Source organism: Okibacterium sp. HSC-33S16 (genome assembly GCF_024171565.1).
Classification (GTDB): Bacteria; Actinomycetota; Actinomycetes; order Actinomycetales; family Microbacteriaceae; genus Mycetocola_A.
The window spans coordinates 368,308-388,204 of the sequence record NZ_JALJZZ010000002.1 but is presented as its reverse complement, the minus strand read 5'-3'; the positions used below and the strand labels follow the sequence as shown (position 1 = coordinate 388,204).

Below are 19,897 nucleotides of genomic sequence, written 5' to 3'. Positions count from 1 at the left end.
ACCGGGTCAGCCTTCTTGCGGTACCCCCTTGACCCCGCCGTCTCAGACGACAGTCGCGCCAGCTTAGCGACCACCCTGATACACGTCAGGCGTCCCGTCGTTGTCGGCGTCGAGGCGCTCTTCCGCCTCGATCCGCTTGTACACGCGGTTACGGATTCTCAGAACGATCGTCGCGAGAATTGCAGCTAGAACGGATGCCGCCAGAATGCCAACCTTTGCATGGTCATCTTCCAGCGTGCCTCCTCCGAAGCTCAACTCGGCCACCAGCAGCGAAACGGTGAACCCGATTCCAGCAAGCAGTCCCACTCCGAAGAGATCAATCCATCGAAGAGACGGGTCCAGCCGCGCCCGAGTGAATTTCGCGATGACCCATGTCGTAGCAAGAATGCCGATGGGTTTGCCGGCAACCAGGGCAACGATGATGCCAATTGTTACTGGGTCGGTGAGTGCAGACACGAATCCATCCACGCCGCCGATGGCGACGCCCGCAGAGAAAAAGGCGAAGATCGGAACAGCGACGCCTGCGGAGATCGGGCGGAATCGATGCTCGAAGATTTCCGACAGTCCGGGGCCAGCCGACGGTCCACCACTCGCCTGGCTGCGTATCACCGGAATGGCGAAACCAAGAAGGACGCCGGCGATCGTGGCGTGAATACCCGACGCATGCAGCAACGCCCAGGTCACGACTCCGAGCGGCAGCAGGATGTACCAGGCGGCAGCGGCATGCAGGCCAAAGAACCGTCGATACTTCTGGGCGAGGAACGTGTACAGAGCCAGCGGGATCAGGGTCAGCCCGAGTGCCAGAAGGTTGATCTCGCTGGTGTAGAAGATGGCGATGATGACGATCGCAATGAGGTCATCGACCACGGCGAGGGTGAGCAGGAAAATTCGAAGGGCACTCGGTAGGTGCGAGCCGACAATCGCCAGCACGGCGACGGCGAATGCGATGTCCGTGGCGGTCGGGATAGCCCAGCCGTGGATTGTGTTCTCGTTGCCCCAGTTGATAGCCGTGTAGATAAGTGCCGGTACCACCACGCCGCCAGCTGCTGCCGCTACCGGAATGACCGCCTTCCTGAAGTCCCGCAGGTCCCCTGCCACAATCTCACGTTTGAGTTCGAGGCCAACAAGGAAAAAGAAGATAGCGAGGAGACCGTCCGATGCCCAGGCGCCCAAGCTGAGTTCCAAGTGCCACGGTGCGTAGCCGATGGTGAAGTCGCGCAGCGCGAAATAGCCCTCCGCGAAGGGCGAATTTGCCCAGACAATCGCGATGACCGCGGCCGTCACCAAGAGCAGTCCACCGACGGTCTCCTTACGGAGTATCTCGCCGATTCGCGTTGCTTCGGAGAAGCTTCCCCGTGACAGGACGGTCGGATGTTCGGGTGGGGTGCTTGTCATCGGGGCTCCTTGAAATGTGGGGTCACTGATCGAACTTGCCGACCAGACTTCCCGGCGCACCGCCTCCACTCTATCGCTCGACCGGAACGGGAAAGAGTGCTTTGTGACGGCGAGGGTGCGCATTCACGGACTCTCCCAGCGGGAAGAAGTTCAAGAATGCAAGCCCCTGCGCAGGAGCCCAAAGAAAACGTACGGTGAAGCACATGAAGCACATCACGTTCGCAGATAAAACCCTATTGAGCGGCGATCAGGTAGCCGATCTGCTGCTCGAATACGCTTCCCTACTGGCAGGCAAAGGTGATGCCGACACGGTGACCATCCATGCCATCGGCCCGGACGGCAACGAGGTGGACGCCACGATTTTGCTCGACGCAGGAGCTCCGCTGATGGCCGAGACCACGAACTCGACAATGCCTGAGCCAGACAATGCGGAAGCCGTCAGTTACATGCAGGAAAAGATGATGCTCCTCTCCTCGCCGCCCCCGGTACGCCCGCACGATGAAACCATGCCCGAGAGTTACGAAGACTTGAACCTTTAGCCCGGGCGCAAACACGATGGGACGGGTCGTTCAACGACCCGTCCCATCGCCGCGTGTTGTGGCTCGAGCCGTCTATTCTCCCTCGGTCGCCGTCTCGTGATGCGGTGTCCCGACGGGCTTGGATTCCGAGGAACCACGTTGACGCAGGTAGATCGAGAACGCGACCATACTGCCAACGGCGAGAAACTCGGATTGCCAGTTCTGCAACGTACGATTCCAGAAGTCGGCCGAAGCCACGTAAGAGAACCACGTGAGTTCGGGCTCACCATGCTGCAGCTGTTCGTCGTTGTAGACAACGACTCCCGCAACGGACTGCGCCCACCACGACAGCAGGAAGATGGCGCCCATCACGATCAACAGGGAGTTCGAATAGACCACTTGCCGCCATCCCCCGACCTTCGCCCAGTGCGGAGAGCCATACTGCGCGAACCGTCCGACCAGCTGTTCCTCGTCCGAGTCAACGCCCTCATCGTCCGGCTTCTTGGATTCGGGGGAACCCTTCTGTACCAGCCAGATCGTCGCGAGAATAAAGAGAAAGAACTGCAGGTACTCCGATTGCCAGTTTTCGGCGACGTCCACAACGAAATCACTGGACGAAATGAAGTCGAGGTAGGACACAGCACTGGCCCCGTGTGACACCTGCTGCTCATTGAAAACGGCCAGCCCGGCCAACGACTGGCCGAACAATGCCCCAACAAAAATCACTCCGAAGAAAATGCTGAGCGCGTGATTACGCACCTTAGGCAACACGGCTTCACCTCCCACTGAAGGCGATCACCAGCATGTAAAGCAGCCCGGCCCCGATGACCGTGAGCCAGGCTGCAAACACGGCTCGCATACTAAACGCGCGCGGTGCGGGTCCGGTCGCGATCTCGGCGTGAGAGCAAGAGCCCGAGGGCGATCATGCCGGCCGCGAGAACGAAGTGCAGCCAGTTGTCAGCAGTGTTGAACGGCACAAAGTTTGCCATTGACTCGTGGCCGATGAACAGACCGTAGATCCAGAACAGCGCGTAGACGACCCCGCCCCAAATGAGGAAGTTCCGCGCTCCCGAAACGCTGCGGGCGAACGCAACCCCTGCGATGCCGAACAACAGGTGGACGATGTTGTGCAGAATCGAGACTTGGAAAATCCCCAAAAGCATCGCTCCGGATTCATGGCCAGCGAATTCAATCTGGTCGAAATTCGATGTGATGCCCGGGATAAATCCCATCAGCCCGACGAGCAGGAAAGCGATCCCGACGATCAATGATGCCTTCTGCACGGCGCTTTCCGCGTAGCTGCGGCGGCTTGCGTTTACTGCTCCAGTACTCATCACTTTCTCCTCTTTATGTCTGCATCGAGTGCCTGCGCATCGATGTGCGTGGAACCAACGTTTCCAAGTGCAAGATTTGCCGACAAGGCCTTGACAGAGCGCAAAAATGGCCGTTTCGCGCGTGGCGGGAGCAACGAATCGGCGTCGCGCACGGCCTCTGGCACTCAGCAATATGGTGAGTGGCAATCCGGCCGACGGCCGCATGCCGGTGACCCACAATGCTGCCTAATCGCTCGCGCCTGACACGATGTTTTGAAACCATCGGGCTGCGATTTCCGCCTCCGCCAAGGTTCCGTATGGCCCGGCGGTTGGAACGTTCTCAAAAACGTCGAGGTCGTAGGGCTGCTCGACGAACCACGCACCACTTGTCGGTTCGTGGGTCCTGAATATCCTCATGTCGTTGGGCCGGGACGGCTCGCGTCGCACATCAGTCATTGTTCTACCAGCGCTTTCCGCTGAACTCGACAAGAGCGTCCAAAGCGTCCTTCAAACACGTGAATCTCTCGACGGGCGGCATCGACGGCGCGCGGTGCCGCAGGCGAACGAGTTCGTACACGTCAGCGGTCCGATCGATGTAACCCAGCATGCGTCGAGCGTCGCTTTGCTGGAATCGGCCATCACACACACGCCATTCGTGGTCGCTAATCGCCAGAATCTCAAGTACCGGCTTCGCCGCCGGCGCCTCGAAGATCGTCATTTGTCTCCCCCGCTTCACTACCGTCATCCCCGTTCAAGCCCCACTAAGTGGGTGATCCCAACGTAAATTGGAAAAAAACTTCTGCGCAGGACTTGACTTTTCGGCGTGACTCGATAGGCACAAAGAAAGGGTCCGGGCGCTGGTCTCCAGCGCCCGGACCCCGTGACGAGAGGCGATCGGCCGGTTTCTAGTCTCCGGTCAACGCATCCTTCACCGTTGCCGCGGCCTTTCCGAGGGGACCCGGGACGGGCATCGTTCCATACAGCCCAATGTTCGGTTGCGTCGGGGGTGGCATCGGCACGCTGGAGCCAGGTCCCTCGGCGTAGCTGAATTCACCGAGACCGTCCGGGGTCGGGCCGGACGCCCACGAGCCCTCTGCCGCTGCCGCACCGTCGGAGAAGTTGAGATAGGTGTACGCGACCTCTCGGACTTCGTTCTTGAGCGGGAACTTGTTCGGCACGGGGAGCCCCTCCAGTCCTTCCTCCCGCAGCTCTCGCGCAGCTGCGATCCACTGGTTCTGGTGCATGGTGTCGCGCGCGAGCAGGAACGACAGAAGGTCTTTAACCCCGGCGTCGTCGGTCATGTGCCACAGTCGTGCGACCTGAACGCGACCCTGCATCTCCGCATTTGCGTTCGCCGTGAAGTCGGCAAGGAGGTTACCGCTTGCCGTGATGTAGGAACCCTGCCACGGATTTCCGTTGCTATCTACCGGTCGAGCGCCGGCACCGGCGACGATCGCATGCTGCACGTCCATCCCACCGACGACGGCGGCAAGAGTCGGGTCCGCCTTCACTGCAGCTTCTGTATCCTCGGCTGGCGCCTTTTCAAGCAACTGCGCGATCATGATCGCGAGCATCTCGACGTGTCCCATTTCCTCTGCCCCAATGCCGAAGAGCAGGTCACGGTACTTGCCGGGGAGGTGGGAGTTCCACGCCTGAAATCCATATTGCATGGCGACGGTGATCTCTCCGTATTGACCGCCCAGCACTTCCTGGAGCTTACGGGCGAAGAGGGGATCTGACTTATCCGGTGTTGCCTTGAACTGCAGTTCTTGCCTATGAAAGAACATTTTCACCTCACTATTGAGAGCTCGCCCACGAATGGGACCAGTCCGGGTGACCGGCCGAGCGAGTGATGCGCACAAAATTACGACGCGGTCGGCATTGCGAACAGGGGGGACACATCGCCTGTTTTTTGAGATAGCATCCGCTTCTCGAAGTCCGATCTCACGACCCTCTTTTGCGCTCGCGTGTGCGATGGCTTCTCCTATGTCAAGGCCTGCACGGGCATTTTTCTAGTGCATAACCTGACATCACGGCACGCTCGTCGCGAAGTTCCCCTCCGCGGAACACCGACAAGCCATAGCACCAATGAAGGAGGCATTGTGTCGATCTCAGAACACGACGCCCTGACATACGCGGACATGACCTCCGAGTTACTCCACCCGTTTAGCTCGTCAGCGTCGACAGAGCGCAGCGATGCGATTCACGGCTACGTGGACAGCACATCGTCCGACATGTTGGTGGAATTGACCGACTGGATAGGAATCCGGTCGATTGCCGGAGCACCAGAGTCCGCCGCGCATTTACGTGAGTCTGCGCAGTGGCTGGCGGAGCGCTTTCGCGGTATCGGTTTTCCGGCAGTGGAGATCCTCGCCACCGGCGACTCGTCTGCGGTGTATGCAGAGTGGATTACGGATGTCGATGCCCCTACCTACCTGATTTATAGCCACCACGACGTTCGCGCAACAAAAGAGGCATCGTGGACAGTGACCGAGCCCTTCACTCCGCTGCTCCGAGGAACCCGTCTTTATGGCCGAGGAAGCTCGGACGCTAAGGGTCAGGTGATGGCTCACCTCTGGGGGTTACGGGCATACCTTGCGGCGACCGAGCGGAGCGCACCGGGTGTCAATCTCAAATTTCTCATTGAGGGCGAAGAGGAAACCGGGTCCGCGCATCTCGCAGAGCTACTGGAGACACACGCCGATCGGTTTGCGGCAGACGTCATCGTCTTTTCAGACACGTTGCAGTGGAGTATCAAGCATCCGGCTCTCTGCACGAGCATCCGAGGGATGGTCGGTGCACAACTCGAACTACGCGGTCCCGAGCACGATATACACAGCGGAGCCGTCTCGGGTCCCGCACCGAATCCGATCATCGAGCTCTCCCGGCTCGTCGCCGATCTTCATGATGATTTGGGACGTATTGCACTTCCCCATTTCTACGACGAGGTCATCGAGCCGACGATCGAACGACGCGGCCAGCTCGCCGACCTCCCGTTCGAAGAACACACCTGGATTCAGGAGTCCCACACCGAACGAGCCGTTGGTGAATGCAGCTATTCGGTGCTGGAACGGCTCTGGCTGCGCCCTTCGCTTGAGGTGATCACCTTCACGGGCGGCGATTCCTTCGACCCGCCGCGGGCCGTGATCCCAGCGACGGCCCAGGTGAGCCTGAGCATCCGCACGGTGCTGGGCCAGAAGGCACATTCGGTGGCGGAGCAGCTGAGGGAATTTGTGGCGGCACGAGTCCCGGCATCCCAGTACACACTTGAGATCTCCGAGGCGACGGCGCAGGAACCTTACGAGACGCCCGCGCATCCGGCCGTCGATCTCCTTGCCCAGGCGATGTCCGTAGGCCATCGTGTTCCGGCTGTTGGACGCATGGGTAATGCGGGTGGCGGACCAGCGGAACTCATGTCCCGCGTTTTGGACGCACCTGTTGTCTTCTATGGCACAGGTCTGGTTGGCGACAACTGGCACGACGGGGATGAGAGCGTTGACACCGTCTTGCTGAAAGCAGGCGCTGCCACGCTCGGCGCGTTCTGGTGCCTCGCCACCGAACAGGCCACGCACGGAGATCAGGCTGACTCATCCGGAAGGGCCTATGAACCGGTGGTTTGGGGCGAGGACTGACGGCCATGAGCGTGCAAGATTCTGCTCCGTTCATACGAACGGTCGGTGTGGAAGAAGAGTACTTGTTGGTGAGCGCCCGCACGGGCCGCCCCATCGCGACAGCCGACGCCGTGCTCGCGGCAGCTGCGGCCACCGCGCAGACCGAACCGATCTCCGACCTCTCGAACGGTGTCCCAGCCCGGCAGGCCTTCCTCGAGAGCGAAGCCAAACAGGAGCAGGTGGAAGCTGTCTCCCCACCGTGCACGAGCCTCGACGACATCAGGCGAACGCTTGTACGGGGACGGCGCCTGGCTGACGACGCGGCTCAGGCCGTGGGCGCGCGAGCGGTGGCGCTGGGGACCAGTCCCCTGCCGACTGCATCACACGTCGCCGCGGACCCCCGGTATCACGAGATGATGAACCAGTTCGGGCTGACCATGAAGGAACAGCTGACCTGCGGACTTCACGTGCACGTCAACATTGCGAGCCCGGAAGAGGGCGTCGCGGTTCTCGACCGGATTCGACCCTGGCTGCCGGTACTGCTCTCGCTGAGCAGCAACTCACCAATGTGGATGGGTGACGACTCCGCGTACTCGAGCTACCGATACCAGGCCTGGGGTCGGTGGCCATCCGCTGGCGCCTATGACCCGTTCGGAACGCCAGAAGGGTATCGGCGTCGGGTCACATCGCTCGTCAGCACCGGGGTCCTTCTCGACGAAGGAATGGTGTACTTCGACGCCCGGCTCTGCAACCACTATCCGACCATCGAGATCCGAGTGGCCGACGTCTGCATGGATGTGGAGCACGCGGTGTCCATTGCAGCGTTGGCCCGAGCTCTGGTCGACACAGCTGCGCAGGAATGGCAGGCAGGCGTGCCGCCCCAGCCGGTGTCAACAGCAGAACTGCGCCTGGCGATGTGGGCAGCGAGCAGGTTCGGCACCGAGGGGCGGCTCGTGCACCCGGTGACCGGAGAACCGTGCACGGCTGCCGAAGCGATCGACGCGTTGCTCGACCATGTGCAGGCGTCATTGTGTCGCAACGGAGATCTCGCGACGACCGAACGAACGGTGCACGACATCGTGCGTTCCGGAACCGGCTCCCACCGCCAGAGACAGACTTTCCGGCGGTTGAGGAGCGCTCGCTCAGTAGTAATGGAGGCAATCGAGTACACCCACCTGGCGTCGGCAACGCCCGCAGTGGGTGCTCTCGCATAAACATATGTGTGGCATAGCTGGTGATCTCGTATTTACGACAACCGCCCCTGACCGCGAGGCTGTCTTTCGGATGGCTGACTCAATGGCTGCCCGCGGACCGGACGGCGCAGGTCTCTGGTGCAAGGACTGGGTATGTCTGGCCCACCGACGGCTCAGCGTCATTGATCTTTCGGAGGCGGGCGCGCAACCCATGGTCGATGAGGAGCTGGGCCTCACGATCTCCTTCAACGGCTGCATCTACAACCACAATCAGCTCAGGGAGGAGCTTCGAAGCCACTACCGGTTCTCGTCGACGAGCGACACGGAAGTGATAATCAAGGCATATGCACACTGGGGCGAGCACTTCGTCGATCACCTGGTGGGCATGTTCGCCATTGCTCTGTATGACCAGCGCCGAAATCGCGTGATCCTCGCCCGTGATCGACTCGGCATCAAACCGCTGTACCTCTCGCGACAGTCGAAGCGACTCCGGTTCGCCTCGACAGTGCCCGCGCTCCTCGCCGGCGGAGCGGTCGACACCTCGCTCGATCCGGTGGCCCTGCACCACTACCTCAGTTGGCACTCCATTGTTCCCGCGCCCCGAACGATTCTCCAGGGCGTCGAAAAGCTGCCCGCAGCGACGGTGCGGATCATCGAGAGTGATGGCACCGAGCGCGACCGGATCTTTTGGACAGCGCAATATAGCCGCGACGCGGAGCGCTCGACGTGGTCGGAGGATGACTGGATGGATGCCATCCATGAGTCACTGCGAACCGCCGTCGAGCGACGTCTCGTTGCGGACGTTCCGGTTGGAGTACTCCTCTCCGGAGGCCTGGACTCGAGTCTCCTTGTTGGTCTTCTCGCCGAGGCGGGCCAGAGCCATGTGAAGACGTTCAGCATCGGCTTCGACGACGCGGGCGGCCAGTCGGGTGACGAGTTCGAGTTCTCCGACATCGTTGCCAAACAGTTCGGTACCGATCATCACCGACTGCACATCGACAATGCCGAACTGGCTCCGGCGGTGAGACGCGCGGTCGCTGCGATGACAGAGCCCATGGCATCCCACGATGTCACGGCGTTTTATCTCCTCTCCGAGGCGGTGTCGCAACACGTGAAAGTGGTGCAGTCGGGTCAGGGCGCGGACGAAGTGTTTGCCGGCTACGACTACCATCGGGCGGCTGCGTCGGTGCCGCGCACCAGTGCCGTCGACGCGTTCACCGAGTCGTTCGTTGACCGCAGGCACCAGGATGTCCTCGATTTACTCGATCCCGCACTGGCACCGAGCACCGATGTGAGTCGTGAAGCCCTCGAACGAAACCTGGGTGCTGAGGGCGCCGACTCCACGCTTGATGCGCTGCTGCGGTTGGATACCCACTCCCTCATGATCGACGACCCGGTTAAACGGGTCGACAGTATGACGATGGCGTTTGGGCTGGAAGCGCGAGTGCCGTTCCTCGACCAGGACCTCGTCAGCCTGGCCGCGCAATGCCCTCCGGAGCTGAAGCTTCGCGACGAGGGCAAGGGCCCGCTCAAGGCGCTCGGGCGCGAGATCCTCCCGCGCGAGGTGGTCGACCGGCCGAAGGGGTACTTCCCGGTGCCGCAACTCTGTCATTTGGACGGAGAGGTGCTCGATATGGTGCGCGAGGTGATGTTGGCGCCCGAGGCGCGCGACCGCGGTGTGTTCCGGTCCGATCGCGTCGATGCATTGCTCGATGACCCGAACGGCTCGCTCACCCCGACGGGAACCAACACCCTGTGGTCGCTCGCGGTTCTGGAGATGTGGCTCCAAAACAACGACGTCGGGAAGTAGGCGGGCAATGGACGAGAAGCCGAGTGCGCACGACTCGGTTCTGCGTTCCGTTGACGCGATCACCGTCCCGGTGCCCGACCTCGATCAAGGCCTTCAGTTTTACTGCGACCGCCTGCACCAGAAACTGCTCTGGCGCAACGATGCTGTCGGTCAGGCCGGAGTAGCGCTTCCCGGAAGCGACACCGAACTCGTCGTCAGTACCACCCTGGCAGCGGACGTGAACTGGCTCGTGGCATCCGTCACCGACGCACTTGCCGACATTGTTGCTGCCGGCGGAACCGTTGTCGCTGAACCAGTGGATATCCCCGTCGGCCGCGCGGCGGTCGCGGCGGACCCGTTCGGCAATCGCCTCGTCCTTCTCGATCTGTCGAAAGGTCGATATGTGACGGATGCCAGCGGGCAGGTCATCGAAGTCGCCCCCGATGACATATCTCCTTGACCGCCACACCACGGGCACCCTACGGTGAAGACACTCGACGAAGGGGCTGCCATGACTGCCGATGTCACGCTCGCGGTGGCTGCCACGAGCACAGCTGCGATTCTGTACCTCGCGGCGCTGGCCTACGCGGCCCGTCGGATTCTGCGGACGCCCGAGCTGGGATTGACAGGTCGAGTGCTCTGGATCGCAGCGGTGGTGTTCTGCCCCGTCGTCGCAGCAATCGTCTGGTTCACCGCCGGACCAGTGCCGCTGACGGCAGTGCTCCGGCTTAGTCGTCGGTGACCCGGAGGCTCGCCAGGTCGGTCTTGACGAACTCCTTGATGCGCTTCGCCCGCATCTTCTCGTACTTCGGGTCGTTCTCGCGACTGTAACCGGTGTTCCGCAGCTTCGACCGGAGCTCGCGCCCGATCTCTTCCCACGCGTCATCACGCGCCTGCTCGACGATCGCACGAATGCTGTCGGGATTCTCCGCCTCGGCCCTCAACGCTGCCGCGAGCTCGCGGTGCACCTGCGGCCGCCGCCGGTGTTCTTCATCGATCTCGTCTTCGTCAACGAACGGGTCGCCGAAGTCGGCGTCACCGGTCGAGTAGGCCCAGTGCCCGAGCCGCTCGAGCCGCTTCGCGGTGGCGGTGTTCTCGTCGGCGAGCGCGAGAAACTCGTCGCGAGCAGCCTCCCCGAGCGCGTCGGCGTCGAATCGCAGGTCGTCGCGCAGGGCACCGACAATGACCTTGTTCTTAATGGCCATCCGCACGGACGACGCGGTGATCATCACGCCTTCCTCGACCACACGGTCGATGGGAGCGATGGGCTCCGGGGGCAGCGGCTTGTATCTGCCGACGTTCACTCGGGGGCGGCGACGTCGAAAAAGGGGCACCCTCTCATTCTCTCGCGAACGTTCGGGGAGCGCACGCTTTCGACGCCCCGACGCGAGGAGAGACGGATGCCGGTCGGCGGCATCCGTCTCTCCAGATTTTTCGTTACCGACGACAGCCGCCACTCGTCCACGCGGGCGAGACGTTGCTGATCACCAGGACCTCACCCGCGCCAGCCACGACGTAAGCGGTGTTGCCCACAAAGTCGACCGAGGTGGGCAGGTCGAGCCCGCCGGCGACAACAGCGAAGCTGCCGTCTTTCTGCGCGAGCAGGAGTTCGCCGCTGTCCCGCAACGCGGGGGAGCCGGCGGGCACGGTGCCCGGCGAGTCACCCTGTGAGAGCGCGTAGACGCCGCGACACGGTCCGACCTCAACGTCGGTGAGCAGGCTGAAGCCCGACGCGACGGTGTGGATCCTGGGATTGCGGAGCCCGAGGGCGATCACTTTACCGTCGGCCGGGTTGTGCGGAATCGGCCCGGCCTCAGCCATGTATACCGTTGTCCCCGATAGCTCGAGACCCGTCGGCACGATGTTGTCGAACTGCTTCAGCTGCAGGATACGGCCCGACAGTGAAACGCCAAGCACCCGGTTGTGATGACCGTCTGACACGAGAAATCCGCCAGGCACGCTTTGCAGCGCGAACTGCACACCCGATGGCAGGTCAAAGGCCGTGGTCGGCGGGTGTTCACGTGACCAGGTGCCGATGTCGGCGATCACCGTGAAACTCGACGGGCCGTCAACCCGGTAGATGCCGTCGGTATTTGTTCCTTCGAAGTCGGCCCCGACATTGGAGACGAGCACGTAGGCGGTCCGGCCGTGGAAGGCGATGTCGATGGCCCCGCCGATGTCGATGATCGCGGGCGGAAGCCCACTCGCGAACGTCGATTGCGCGCCGGTGAGCGGATCGATCCTGGTGACGACGCCAATGGCGCCCTCGGTCACGTAAAGCGCACCGTCGGGGCCGATGGCTCCGCCGCTCGTTCCCTCGAGTCCCGACGCCAGCACCCGGGTTTCGCTCGGGGTGGGGGCGGGGGTTGCGCTGGCCGACGAGGCGACCATGACCGTTGGCACGGCGAGTGCCAGTACGGCGGCTGCGCTGAGCAGCCGATGGTGAATTGTCATTGTTCTTCCCTCTGGTTGTGCACCTGAGGAGCCGGTCGGCTTCTCAACCGCGGCGGGGAGGGGGAACGGAGTTCACGTTTTCGGCACTCGCTGCAGGTCAGTGACCCCGCGGAACGGGGAAGTTCGCGCCCATCCTTCTCCCAGCACCGCGGGGCGTCAAGAGGTCAGCCGGGTTGCAGGCTGCGCATTCTTTGTCGAACGGATGCCATCAGGCGCGTCGAACTGCCCCCACGAGCGGCGACATGACACAGCCGGCGAGAACCGAACCGGCACCGCCGGCGGCAATGTCACCGATGGTGTCGTTGTATGCCACGTAGATGGTGTCGTCGATGTAGGTGTGGCCGAGCCACTCCCCGATTTCCCACAGCGCACCGGTGGCGAGCCCGAACGCGGTGGTGAACACCACGGTGAGCGCAAACCTGCGCCGTTTCCCGGCACCGGGGAAGGCCACGCCGAGCCGCAGGCAGAGCAGCCAGGCCACGGCGGCGACGAGTCCGTTGAGCACGAAATGGACGACGATGTCCCACCACGAGACGATGTTGTAGAGGTCGACGACGGCGCTCCACGCCGCGATCAGGACGGCGAGCCCGAAGGCGGCGTCGAGCACGGCGCCCGCTCCGAGGAACCGGGGCAGAACCACGCCAAGCAAGGCGAGGGCGAACACCGCCATCTCGACGAATCCCCAGCCGATGGCGACAACCACCAGGCTGGCGAGCCCGAGCAGGCGAACGACGTCGGCGAACCATTGGCCAGCCGTTGTGGCCGGGCGCAGGAAATTGGCGACCAGCCAGTGGTGGCCGGTCGTGGACGTCGTCACTCTCGGTTACTCCTTCGTGATGTGCAGGACAGCCTGCACGGGTTCATGATCGGATGCCGCTGCACCGCCGAACCGGGCAATGTTGATCGCCGCAAGCTCCACGTCGATTGAGTCGTTGACGAGGATCCAGTCGATCCGCTTGCCTCCGTGCTTGGGCGGACGGTATCCAGAGTACGTGCCCCAGGACTCGGTGAGCCGCGACCGGGCGATCACCCAGCTATCGCGGAGCCCGCCCTCGTTCGTGAGGTAGCGGTACGGCGCCGATCGAGGGGTCGTGTTCATATCACCCATGACGACCACCGCACCGGTCGCCGAGGACGCGAGGTCGCTCACGAGCCGAGCCGATCGGTAACGCGATTTGCGGGACAGGTGGTCAAAGTGCACGTTGACAATCTGCAGCGACGCGCCCGTGCTGAGGTCGGTGAACCGTGCCACAACGGCAACGCGTGGAACCATATTTCCCCACGACCGGGATCCCGGCACTCCGGGCGTCTCCGAGAGTGCAACCTGTTTCCACGATTCCAGCCGCAGTCGTCCCGTGTCGAAGAAGATAGGGCAGTGTTCACCGCCGTGGTCGGCGTTGCGCCCGTAGCCGATCCACTGCCACGACGGGCCGAGGGCCGCTGCGAGCACGTGCAGCTGCTCGGGCATGACCTCCTGCAATCCCATCACCGACGGCTGCTCACTCGCGAGCAACCGCATAAGCAACCACCGACGGTCTTCCCACCGGTCAGGGTGGCGGCGGCCGAGGTGCGGGATCGGGCGACGGATGTTCCAACTCATGACGTGCAGCCGGTCGGGCTCGATCGGACCGATCAGGGCGGGGTCGGCGGCAGAAATGTCGCTCGGGGTCATGTGGTCAGGCTATCCCCGCCGCATCCGAGCCGCCACGGGTTGCGCTGCGGCCAGGGCCGGTTCACCGTTGTCAAGTGAGCATGCCCTTCAGCGCCGCCCACTGCAGCAGGATGACCGTCTTCCCGTCGACGATCCGGCCATCGTCGACCATCTCGAGCGCCTCCGCGAAGGGCACAGACAGCACCTCGATGTCTTCACCGTCGTCTTCGAGGCCACCGCCGGCGCCGCGCAGGTCCAACTCTGAATACACCGCCGCGTAGAAGTGCACCCGCTCGGTCACCGATCCCGGGCTCATGTACAGGTCGAACAGGTGACTGAGTTCGCCAACCTCGACGCCGAGTTCTTCCTGCGCCTCACGCCGGACCGCCGTGTCGGGGTCATCGGCGTCGAGCAACCCGGCGGCCGCTTCGATGAGCATGCCGTCGGGGTGGTCGTTGACGTAAGCCGGAAACCGAAACTGCTTCGTCAGCAGCACCGTGCGGCGCTCGGGATCGTAGAGCAGAATGGTGGCGCCGTTGCCGCGGTCATAGGTTTCGCGCTGTTGCCCTGTCGTCCAACGGCCGTCACCGCGGCGATAGTCGAACGTGGTTCGCCGTAAGACGTGCCAGCCGTCGGACGTGACCTCGACGTTCGTCACCACGACGTCGGGATTGCGGTCGAGGTGCCGTCCGACGCCGTCCAGGCCGGTGCGCCCGCGCGAATCCGGCAGGTCGGCACCGGGCCGGCCGCCGGGGGCGCCGGAAATGTCGCGTGGTGTCGTCATCAGGATCTCCGCTCGTAGCCGCCGCGTCGACCAGTGTCGACGGGGGCAGTCTGACAGCCCAGCCGCCTAGGCTTCAACTCGACACACGCAATTGAATTGAGGGGTCATGACCGCACGCACCGTCGTTATCACTGGAGCCAGCGACGGAATTGGTGCGGTTGCCGCACGGCGGCTGCACGAGGCCGGCGACACCGTTGTTGTTGTGGGCCGCTCCCCGGAGAAGACCCGGGGCGTGGCGACCGCGCTGGGCGTGGCATCCGTCACCGCTGATTTCGCCCGCCTCGATGACGTTCGCGACCTCGCCGCGCATCTCCTCGAACGCTATGAGCGCATCGACGTTCTCGCGAACAACGCCGGCGGCATCTTCGGCGACCGCACGCTCACCGTCGACGGCAACGAGACGACGTTCCAGGTGAACCACCTCGCGCCGTTCCTGTTGACCTCCCTCCTGAAGAATCGCCTGATCGAGAGCAACGCCCGCGTCATCAACACCTCGAGCGTTGCCCATGCGCGGTTCGCTGCGTTTGACATCGACGACCTTCAGCTGGAGCACGGCTATTCCGAGAACCGGGCCTACGGAAACGCGAAGCTCGCCAACATTCTCTTCACCACCGAGCTGCACCGCCGGTTCGGCGACCAGGGGCTCTCCGCCGCGGCTTTCCACCCCGGTGTCGTCGCAACCAACTTCGCGGACGGATCGACAACGGCAATGCGCCACATCTACCGCAGCATCTTCCGCGTACTCCTCACCACGCCCGAGCAAGGCGCAGACACCCTGGTCTGGCTGGCGCAGACAATGCCGGGGGTCGACTGGTATTCCGGCGCGTACTACGTGAAACGGCACCTCGCCAAGGCCAGCCCGCTGGCATACAACACCGCGCTCGCCCGCGAGCTGTGGGAGAAGAGTGCCGCACTGGTGGGTGTGTCGAGCACGACTCCCCAGCGATACTGACGCTTCCTCCCCCAGCCGATGCCGGGCATACTGGCACCATGAGCGACGCACACACCGGCCTGGTCTCATCGAAGACGTCACCGGCTCCGGCCATTCTCGTCGGCATCGACGGATCTGAATCTTCAGTGAAAGCTCTCCGCCATGGGCGGCGGTTGTCTGAGGCTCTCGGCACGGGGCTCGAGGCCATCGCCGTCTGGCAGAAGGCACACTCGATGTACGACTTCTACCAGTCGGAGTCGGGCTGGACGCCCGAGAAAGACGTCGAGAAACTGCTCGACGACGCTGTCACCGCGGCGTTCGGTGACGACCGCCCAGCGAACCTCACCCTGACCGTGCTGCAGGGAGTGCCGGCGCGCACCCTCATTCGCTATAGCGCCGACGCCGAGATGCTCGTTCTCGGCAGCCGCGGCCATGGCGGTTTCACCGGCCTGCTGATCGGTTCGGTCAGCTCAGCCTGCGTCGCGCACGCCAGCTGCCCGGTGCTGATCGTGCCGAACAAAAACCAGCCCGAGATCGACGTGGAGCGCGGCACGACCGTTTCCTGATCCTCTCCGGAGACCAGCGGATGCCACGTGGCGCGGCCCGCTGGCCGCTTACGATGTCGAGGCGGTGACATCCCATAAGTGGTGCACCGGGTCGTGCACGAGGTACTGCCCGAGCGTCTCGACCGTGAAGATGGCACCGTCGCTCCGACGACCGGTGCGCCCGACCGCCTCGAGCGGTACCGCTTCAAACGCGTCGGCCAGCTGGTGCCCGGCCGAGACGAGCTCGGCAGAGACAAAGGCCGGGTCCTGCTCACCGTAGCGCTCGGCCATCGCGGTGGCGTCCTGGTCCCAGTTCTCGAACTCGGGGTTGTCCTCCGACAGGAGTGCAGCAAGACGCGTGTCGAAAATACGGAACACATCGCGCACGTGTGCGGCGTACTCGAGCGGTGACCAGGTCGAGTCGTTCGGGCGATCCCGCACATCAGGTCGCAGCAGCACGGCGGGCCACGCGGCCGCGTTCTCACGAAGGATGCGCGGCACGTCAACGAGCTGCACACTGCTCGCGTCACAGCCGCAGTCAGGGCAGGGGCGCTCGAGCACCCAGGTCCAGTTTTTGGTGTCGGGGGTTATCGGCATGAGCCCACCCTACGGGTTTCGCGATCCCGCCCTCACGGGAAAAACGCCGATTCTCGACGAGTTCCGGCCACGCCCTCAGGCTGCGGGCTGGCAGATACCGCGCGCGGTGAGCTGCTCGCTCATCTGCTCTTCCGACCACGGAAGTCCGGTTGCCGGTCGTTCGCGCCCGTCGGCCGGTGCCGACTTCAACGCGATGGCGGCGAGTTTCATGGCGAGCAGCTGGGCGAACTCCTTGCCGGCCGTCGAGTTGTTGAGCATCACCACAACGGTGAGCCCAGACTCGGGATCGGCGAGCATCGCCGACAGATGCCCGGGAATGTAGCCGGCCTGGCCACGCATGGGCCCCATCTGCAGCGCACCCGGACCGTACCCCTGCCACGCCGGGGCGTCGTCGGCGATGGGTACGGTCTTCCAGGCCTCCTCGTCGGTTGCGTCCGTATGCAGCGCGCCGGCCGCGAGAGCCTGCACATACTGCTTGAGGTCGTCGATGGTCGAGACCACACCGCCCGCCGAGAAGACCATCGAGTTCGACAGTTTCGACTCATCGGTCGGCGCGTCGCAGGCGAGGGTCCCGTCCGGCTGGCGCGGGATCTCCCAGCCGGGTGCGAACGGCGCAGGCAGGGCGACGTCCTGCGGGCCGGGGAACGACGTATTCTCGAGCCCCAACCGCTCGAACACCTGGTCGTTGAGGAGCGTCGCCATGCTCGAGTGGGTGGCTGCCTCAAGCACGAGGCCGAGCAGCACGTAGTTGGTGTTTGACGAGGCATACTTCGCCCCGGGCGCTCCTGTTGTGGGGAAGGACACTCCGTGAGACACGAGCTCCATCGGCGTCCAGAGGCGCTGGGGGTTGGTGGCGAAGTACTGCTTCAGCTGCGACGCGTAGTCGCCGAGTCCCGATGTGCTTTGGCAGAGCTGGCCGAGGGTGAGGCCATCAACTCCGACCACACCTGGCACGTGTTCCGATACCTGGTCATCGAGCGACATCCTGTCGGCGTCGACCAGTGAGAACAGCACGTCACAGGTCATCGGCTTGGTGTTGTCGCCGATTCTAAAGTGCATGTCTGGCGCCATCGGTGCTCCGCCGGGCGCGACGGTTCCGGCCGCCGATGTCCAGTGACCGGACCACGGTGCCCACACACCCGCGATCGCGCCCGGTGCCGCGCTGAGCGCCATGCCGTTGGCCAGCGCCGCGTCGAGCTGTTCCGTGGTTGCCGCAGGAAGGTCGCCCGAGGCTTGCTCAGGGAAATCGACGGATGCCTTGACCGGTCCGGAGCAGGCGGCAAGACCGGCGATCAGGCTCGTTGCAAGAACGAGTGCTGCGACGTGTCGCACAGTGTGAGTTCTCATCCATCCCCCTGACGGCCGTACAGGTGGGGAGTCTATCCCGAGCCGTGTCCCCCAGTTGGGGACCAGCGAGCACCGTAAGCATTCCGTTATCTGATCAATACAGTCGCCGGCTGCCGGGGTCGATGACCCGCAGCCAGCGATAGCCGTAACCCTCGAGTTCGACGTCGGTGCTCCCCGTGTCGGAGAGCGCCACATCACCGGTGCCGAGGAGATCGACGAGGCGCGTGGCGGCATCCGCTTTCGGAATGGTCAGCGGAATGCTGACCGCGTTGGGGCTGAAGTTGTGCAGCGCCACCATGCGCCCCTCTGCCGCGCTGACGGTGTGGGCGAGGACCGCGCTGTGCGGTTGGTCGAGGACCTCGAACGCACCCCAGCCGATTTCCGATGAGTTGCGGTAGAGGCGAATGAGGGTGCGGATGAAGCTGAGCAGCGAGTCAGGGTCGTGGCGCTGCTCAGCGACATTGACGAATTGAGGGCCATAGCCGTCTCCGGTGACCGGAGCGGTGAGGCGCCGCGCCTGCGCCTGGGAGAACCCGCCGTTCTTTTCGGGCGTCCATTGCATCGGTGAACGCACGGCTTCGCGACCACCGATCGCGAGGTTCTCGCCCATGCCGATCTCCTCGCCGTAAAACAGGACCGGGGTGCCAGGGAGCGAGAACAGCAGGCTGTACGCCATGCGGATGCGGCGCGGGTCGCCGCCGAGCATCGTGGGCAGGCGACGCACGATGCCCCGCCCGTAGACCCGCATATCGTCGTCGGGAGCAAAGGCGGTAAAAACTTCCTCCCGTTCGTCGTCGGTGAGCTTGTCGAGGGTGAGTTCATCGTGGTTGCGGAGAAAGTTTGCCCACTGCGCCGGGCGGCCGAGCTCCGGCCGAGTTGTGAGCGCCTCGGCCAGTGGAGAGGCGTCTTCCCGGGCCAGCGAGAGATAGAACTTCTGCATCGCCACGAAGTCGAACTGCATGGTGAGCTCGTCGAGAGCCTCACCACCGAAGAACGTCACCTGTTCCTCACGCGGCAGGTTAACTTCGCCGAGGAGAATGCCGTCACCTGTGCGCCGCCCGAGGAACGCCCGCAAAGACTTCAAGTAGGAGTGCGGGTCGCCATACTCATCGCCGGAGGCGCTGCCGGGGTCACCCTCGATAAAAAACGGTACGGCGTCGACGCGGAAGCCGCTGAGCCCCAGCTCGAGCCAGAAGCCCATGATCTTGGCGATCTCCTCGCGCACCGCGGGGTTCTCGACGTTGAGATCGGGTTGGTGCCGGTAGAACCGGTGAAGGTAGTACTCGCCGGTCTTCTCGTCGAGTTCCCAGATGCCTGACTCCTCGCCGGGGAATACGGTCTGCGGCTGGTCCTTCGGTGGCTCAGAGCGCCACACGTAGAAGTGGCGGTACGGCGAGTCGACGCTCGACCGTGACGCCGTGAACCAGGGGTGCCGATCCGAGGTGTGGTTGACCACGAGGTCGGCAATGACACGGATGCCCCGGTCCTTCGCCATGCGGAGCACTTCGACGAGGTCGCCATGGTGACCCAGCCGCGAGTCCACCCCGTAGAAGTCGGTGATGTCATAGCCGTCATCCCGATCCGGAGTCGGGTAAAACGGCATCAGCCAGAGGCAGGTGACCCCCAGCTCGGACAGGTAATCGATGCGCTGGGCGAGCCCGGCGAAGTCACCAACGCCATCGTTGTTCCAATCCAGGAAAGTTTCGACGTCGAGGCAATAGACGACGGCGTTCTTCCACCACAGGTCAGCCGTGTCTGTGGTCTTCATG

General features: G+C 63.4%; 21 protein-coding genes. 8 read left to right on the top strand and 13 right to left on the bottom strand.

Features of this window, described 5'->3' with window-relative positions; all coding sequences use genetic code 11:
* Window positions 1–63: 63 nt before the first annotated feature.
* The gene (gene nhaA, locus L1277_RS07000) at window positions 64–1,395 is read right to left on the bottom strand and encodes a Na+/H+ antiporter NhaA (protein ID WP_253375642.1); all 1,332 of its coding nucleotides are present in this window, start codon (window positions 1,393–1,395) and stop codon (window positions 64–66) included.
* Between the two features lie 203 nt (window positions 1,396–1,598).
* On the opposite strand from nhaA, the gene L1277_RS06995 reads away from it, so the two are divergent.
* A complete protein-coding gene (locus L1277_RS06995) occupies window positions 1,599–1,934 on the top strand; it encodes a hypothetical protein (protein WP_253375641.1) in 336 nt (111 codons plus the stop codon).
* A gap of 72 nt (window positions 1,935–2,006) precedes the next feature.
* Here the strand turns inward: L1277_RS06995 and L1277_RS06990 are convergent, their stop codons facing one another.
* The 4 genes from L1277_RS06990 to L1277_RS06975 all read right to left on the bottom strand — a co-directional run bounded on the left by L1277_RS06990 (window position 2,007) and on the right by L1277_RS06975 (window position 5,013).
* Window positions 2,007–2,684, bottom strand: coding sequence for a DUF6766 family protein (locus tag L1277_RS06990; protein WP_374110175.1), 678 nt, complete (start codon window positions 2,682–2,684; stop codon window positions 2,007–2,009).
* An 89-nt stretch (window positions 2,685–2,773) separates the two neighbouring features.
* Window positions 2,774–3,247, bottom strand: coding sequence for a DUF4383 domain-containing protein (locus L1277_RS06985; RefSeq protein ID WP_253375640.1), 474 nt, complete (start codon window positions 3,245–3,247; stop codon window positions 2,774–2,776).
* 439 nt (window positions 3,248–3,686) lie between these two features.
* Window positions 3,687–3,944, bottom strand: a complete 258-nt coding sequence (locus L1277_RS06980; RefSeq protein ID WP_253375639.1) for a hypothetical protein — start codon at window positions 3,942–3,944, stop codon at window positions 3,687–3,689.
* A gap of 187 nt (window positions 3,945–4,131) precedes the next feature.
* Window positions 4,132–5,013 (bottom strand): manganese catalase family protein, encoded by an 882-nt coding sequence (locus tag L1277_RS06975; protein ID WP_253375638.1) that lies wholly within the window; start codon window positions 5,011–5,013, stop codon window positions 4,132–4,134.
* A 315-nt stretch (window positions 5,014–5,328) separates the two neighbouring features.
* On the opposite strand from L1277_RS06975, the gene L1277_RS06970 reads away from it, so the two are divergent.
* The 5 genes from L1277_RS06970 to L1277_RS06950 are packed head-to-tail and all read left to right on the top strand — an operon-like array spanning window position 5,329 to window position 10,561.
* Window positions 5,329–6,858 carry a M20/M25/M40 family metallo-hydrolase gene (locus tag L1277_RS06970; protein WP_253375637.1) on the top strand — a complete coding sequence of 510 codons (1,530 nt, stop codon included), beginning with the start codon at window positions 5,329–5,331 and terminating at the stop codon, window positions 6,856–6,858.
* Between the two features lie 5 nt (window positions 6,859–6,863).
* Window positions 6,864–8,051, top strand: coding sequence for a glutamate--cysteine ligase (locus tag L1277_RS06965; RefSeq protein ID WP_253375636.1), 1,188 nt, complete (start codon window positions 6,864–6,866; stop codon window positions 8,049–8,051).
* Window positions 8,052–8,055: 4 nt separating this feature from the next.
* Window positions 8,056–9,840 carry an N-acetylglutaminylglutamine amidotransferase gene (locus L1277_RS06960; protein ID WP_253375635.1) on the top strand — a complete coding sequence of 595 codons (1,785 nt, stop codon included), beginning with the start codon at window positions 8,056–8,058 and terminating at the stop codon, window positions 9,838–9,840.
* 7 nt (window positions 9,841–9,847) lie between these two features.
* Window positions 9,848–10,279 carry a VOC family protein gene (locus tag L1277_RS06955; RefSeq protein ID WP_253375634.1) on the top strand — a complete coding sequence of 144 codons (432 nt, stop codon included), beginning with the start codon at window positions 9,848–9,850 and terminating at the stop codon, window positions 10,277–10,279.
* A gap of 51 nt (window positions 10,280–10,330) precedes the next feature.
* Entirely contained in the window at window positions 10,331–10,561 is a 231-nt protein-coding gene (locus tag L1277_RS06950; RefSeq protein WP_253375633.1) for a PLDc N-terminal domain-containing protein, read from the top strand.
* On the opposite strand, the gene L1277_RS06945 is transcribed toward L1277_RS06950, so the two are convergent.
* From L1277_RS06945 to L1277_RS06925, 5 genes are all read right to left on the bottom strand, one after another.
* Window positions 10,548–11,153, bottom strand: a complete 606-nt coding sequence (locus L1277_RS06945; RefSeq protein WP_253375632.1) for a hypothetical protein — start codon at window positions 11,151–11,153, stop codon at window positions 10,548–10,550. The two genes, L1277_RS06950 and L1277_RS06945, sit on opposite strands and share 14 nt — an antisense overlap.
* 103 nt (window positions 11,154–11,256) lie before the next feature.
* Complete coding sequence (locus L1277_RS06940; protein WP_253375631.1) at window positions 11,257–12,273, bottom strand: ScyD/ScyE family protein; 1,017 nt, start codon at window positions 12,271–12,273, stop codon at window positions 11,257–11,259.
* Between the two features lie 208 nt (window positions 12,274–12,481).
* Window positions 12,482–13,090, bottom strand: coding sequence for a hypothetical protein (locus L1277_RS06935; RefSeq protein ID WP_253375630.1), 609 nt, complete (start codon window positions 13,088–13,090; stop codon window positions 12,482–12,484).
* Between the two features lie 6 nt (window positions 13,091–13,096).
* Window positions 13,097–13,945, bottom strand: a complete 849-nt coding sequence (locus L1277_RS06930) for an endonuclease/exonuclease/phosphatase family protein (RefSeq protein WP_253375629.1) — start codon at window positions 13,943–13,945, stop codon at window positions 13,097–13,099.
* A 70-nt stretch (window positions 13,946–14,015) separates the two neighbouring features.
* Window positions 14,016–14,708: an NUDIX domain-containing protein gene (locus L1277_RS06925; RefSeq protein ID WP_253375628.1), complete on the bottom strand. Its 693-nt coding sequence runs from the start codon at window positions 14,706–14,708 to the stop codon at window positions 14,016–14,018.
* A 106-nt stretch (window positions 14,709–14,814) separates the two neighbouring features.
* Between L1277_RS06925 and L1277_RS06920 the strand changes: the two genes are divergently transcribed.
* Both L1277_RS06920 and L1277_RS06915 read left to right on the top strand, forming a co-directional pair.
* A complete protein-coding gene (locus L1277_RS06920) occupies window positions 14,815–15,660 on the top strand; it encodes an SDR family NAD(P)-dependent oxidoreductase (RefSeq protein WP_253375627.1) in 846 nt (281 codons plus the stop codon).
* 38 nt (window positions 15,661–15,698) lie between these two features.
* Complete coding sequence (locus L1277_RS06915) at window positions 15,699–16,205, top strand: universal stress protein (protein WP_253375626.1); 507 nt, start codon at window positions 15,699–15,701, stop codon at window positions 16,203–16,205.
* Between the two features lie 48 nt (window positions 16,206–16,253).
* Here L1277_RS06915 and L1277_RS06910 read toward each other — a convergent pair whose 3' ends face one another.
* The 3 genes from L1277_RS06910 to L1277_RS06900 form a co-directional block, all read right to left on the bottom strand.
* Window positions 16,254–16,781 carry a DinB family protein gene (locus L1277_RS06910; RefSeq protein ID WP_253375625.1) on the bottom strand — a complete coding sequence of 176 codons (528 nt, stop codon included), beginning with the start codon at window positions 16,779–16,781 and terminating at the stop codon, window positions 16,254–16,256.
* A gap of 75 nt (window positions 16,782–16,856) precedes the next feature.
* Window positions 16,857–18,128, bottom strand: a complete 1,272-nt coding sequence (locus tag L1277_RS06905) for a serine hydrolase (protein ID WP_253375624.1) — start codon at window positions 18,126–18,128, stop codon at window positions 16,857–16,859.
* A gap of 94 nt (window positions 18,129–18,222) precedes the next feature.
* Window positions 18,223–19,896, bottom strand: coding sequence for an alpha-amylase family protein (locus tag L1277_RS06900; RefSeq protein WP_253375623.1), 1,674 nt, complete (start codon window positions 19,894–19,896; stop codon window positions 18,223–18,225).
* Window position 19,897: the final 1 nt, after the last annotated feature.

Bases quoted from the DNA above. Each gene is read 5' to 3' on its own strand.
- nhaA (WP_253375642.1), bottom strand. From the start codon at position 1,395: ATGACAAGCACCCCACCCGAACATCCGACCGTCCTGTCACGGGGAAGC.
- L1277_RS06995 (WP_253375641.1), top strand. From the start codon at position 1,599: ATGAAGCACATCACGTTCGCAGATAAAACCCTATTGAGCGGCGATCAG.
- L1277_RS06985 (WP_253375640.1), bottom strand. From the start codon at position 3,247: ATGAGTACTGGAGCAGTAAACGCAAGCCGCCGCAGCTACGCGGAAAGC.
- L1277_RS06980 (WP_253375639.1), bottom strand. From the start codon at position 3,944: ATGACGATCTTCGAGGCGCCGGCGGCGAAGCCGGTACTTGAGATTCTG.
- L1277_RS06975 (WP_253375638.1), bottom strand. From the start codon at position 5,013: ATGTTCTTTCATAGGCAAGAACTGCAGTTCAAGGCAACACCGGATAAG.
- L1277_RS06965 (WP_253375636.1), top strand. From the start codon at position 6,864: ATGAGCGTGCAAGATTCTGCTCCGTTCATACGAACGGTCGGTGTGGAA.
- L1277_RS06960 (WP_253375635.1), top strand. From the start codon at position 8,056: ATGTGTGGCATAGCTGGTGATCTCGTATTTACGACAACCGCCCCTGAC.
- L1277_RS06955 (WP_253375634.1), top strand. From the start codon at position 9,848: ATGGACGAGAAGCCGAGTGCGCACGACTCGGTTCTGCGTTCCGTTGAC.
- L1277_RS06950 (WP_253375633.1), top strand. From the start codon at position 10,331: ATGACTGCCGATGTCACGCTCGCGGTGGCTGCCACGAGCACAGCTGCG.
- L1277_RS06940 (WP_253375631.1), bottom strand. From the start codon at position 12,273: ATGACAATTCACCATCGGCTGCTCAGCGCAGCCGCCGTACTGGCACTC.
- L1277_RS06930 (WP_253375629.1), bottom strand. From the start codon at position 13,945: ATGACCCCGAGCGACATTTCTGCCGCCGACCCCGCCCTGATCGGTCCG.
- L1277_RS06925 (WP_253375628.1), bottom strand. From the start codon at position 14,708: ATGACGACACCACGCGACATTTCCGGCGCCCCCGGCGGCCGGCCCGGT.
- L1277_RS06920 (WP_253375627.1), top strand. From the start codon at position 14,815: ATGACCGCACGCACCGTCGTTATCACTGGAGCCAGCGACGGAATTGGT.
- L1277_RS06915 (WP_253375626.1), top strand. From the start codon at position 15,699: ATGAGCGACGCACACACCGGCCTGGTCTCATCGAAGACGTCACCGGCT.
- L1277_RS06910 (WP_253375625.1), bottom strand. From the start codon at position 16,781: ATGCCGATAACCCCCGACACCAAAAACTGGACCTGGGTGCTCGAGCGC.
- L1277_RS06905 (WP_253375624.1), bottom strand. From the start codon at position 18,128: ATGAGAACTCACACTGTGCGACACGTCGCAGCACTCGTTCTTGCAACG.
- L1277_RS06900 (WP_253375623.1), bottom strand. From the start codon at position 19,896: ATGAAGACCACAGACACGGCTGACCTGTGGTGGAAGAACGCCGTCGTC.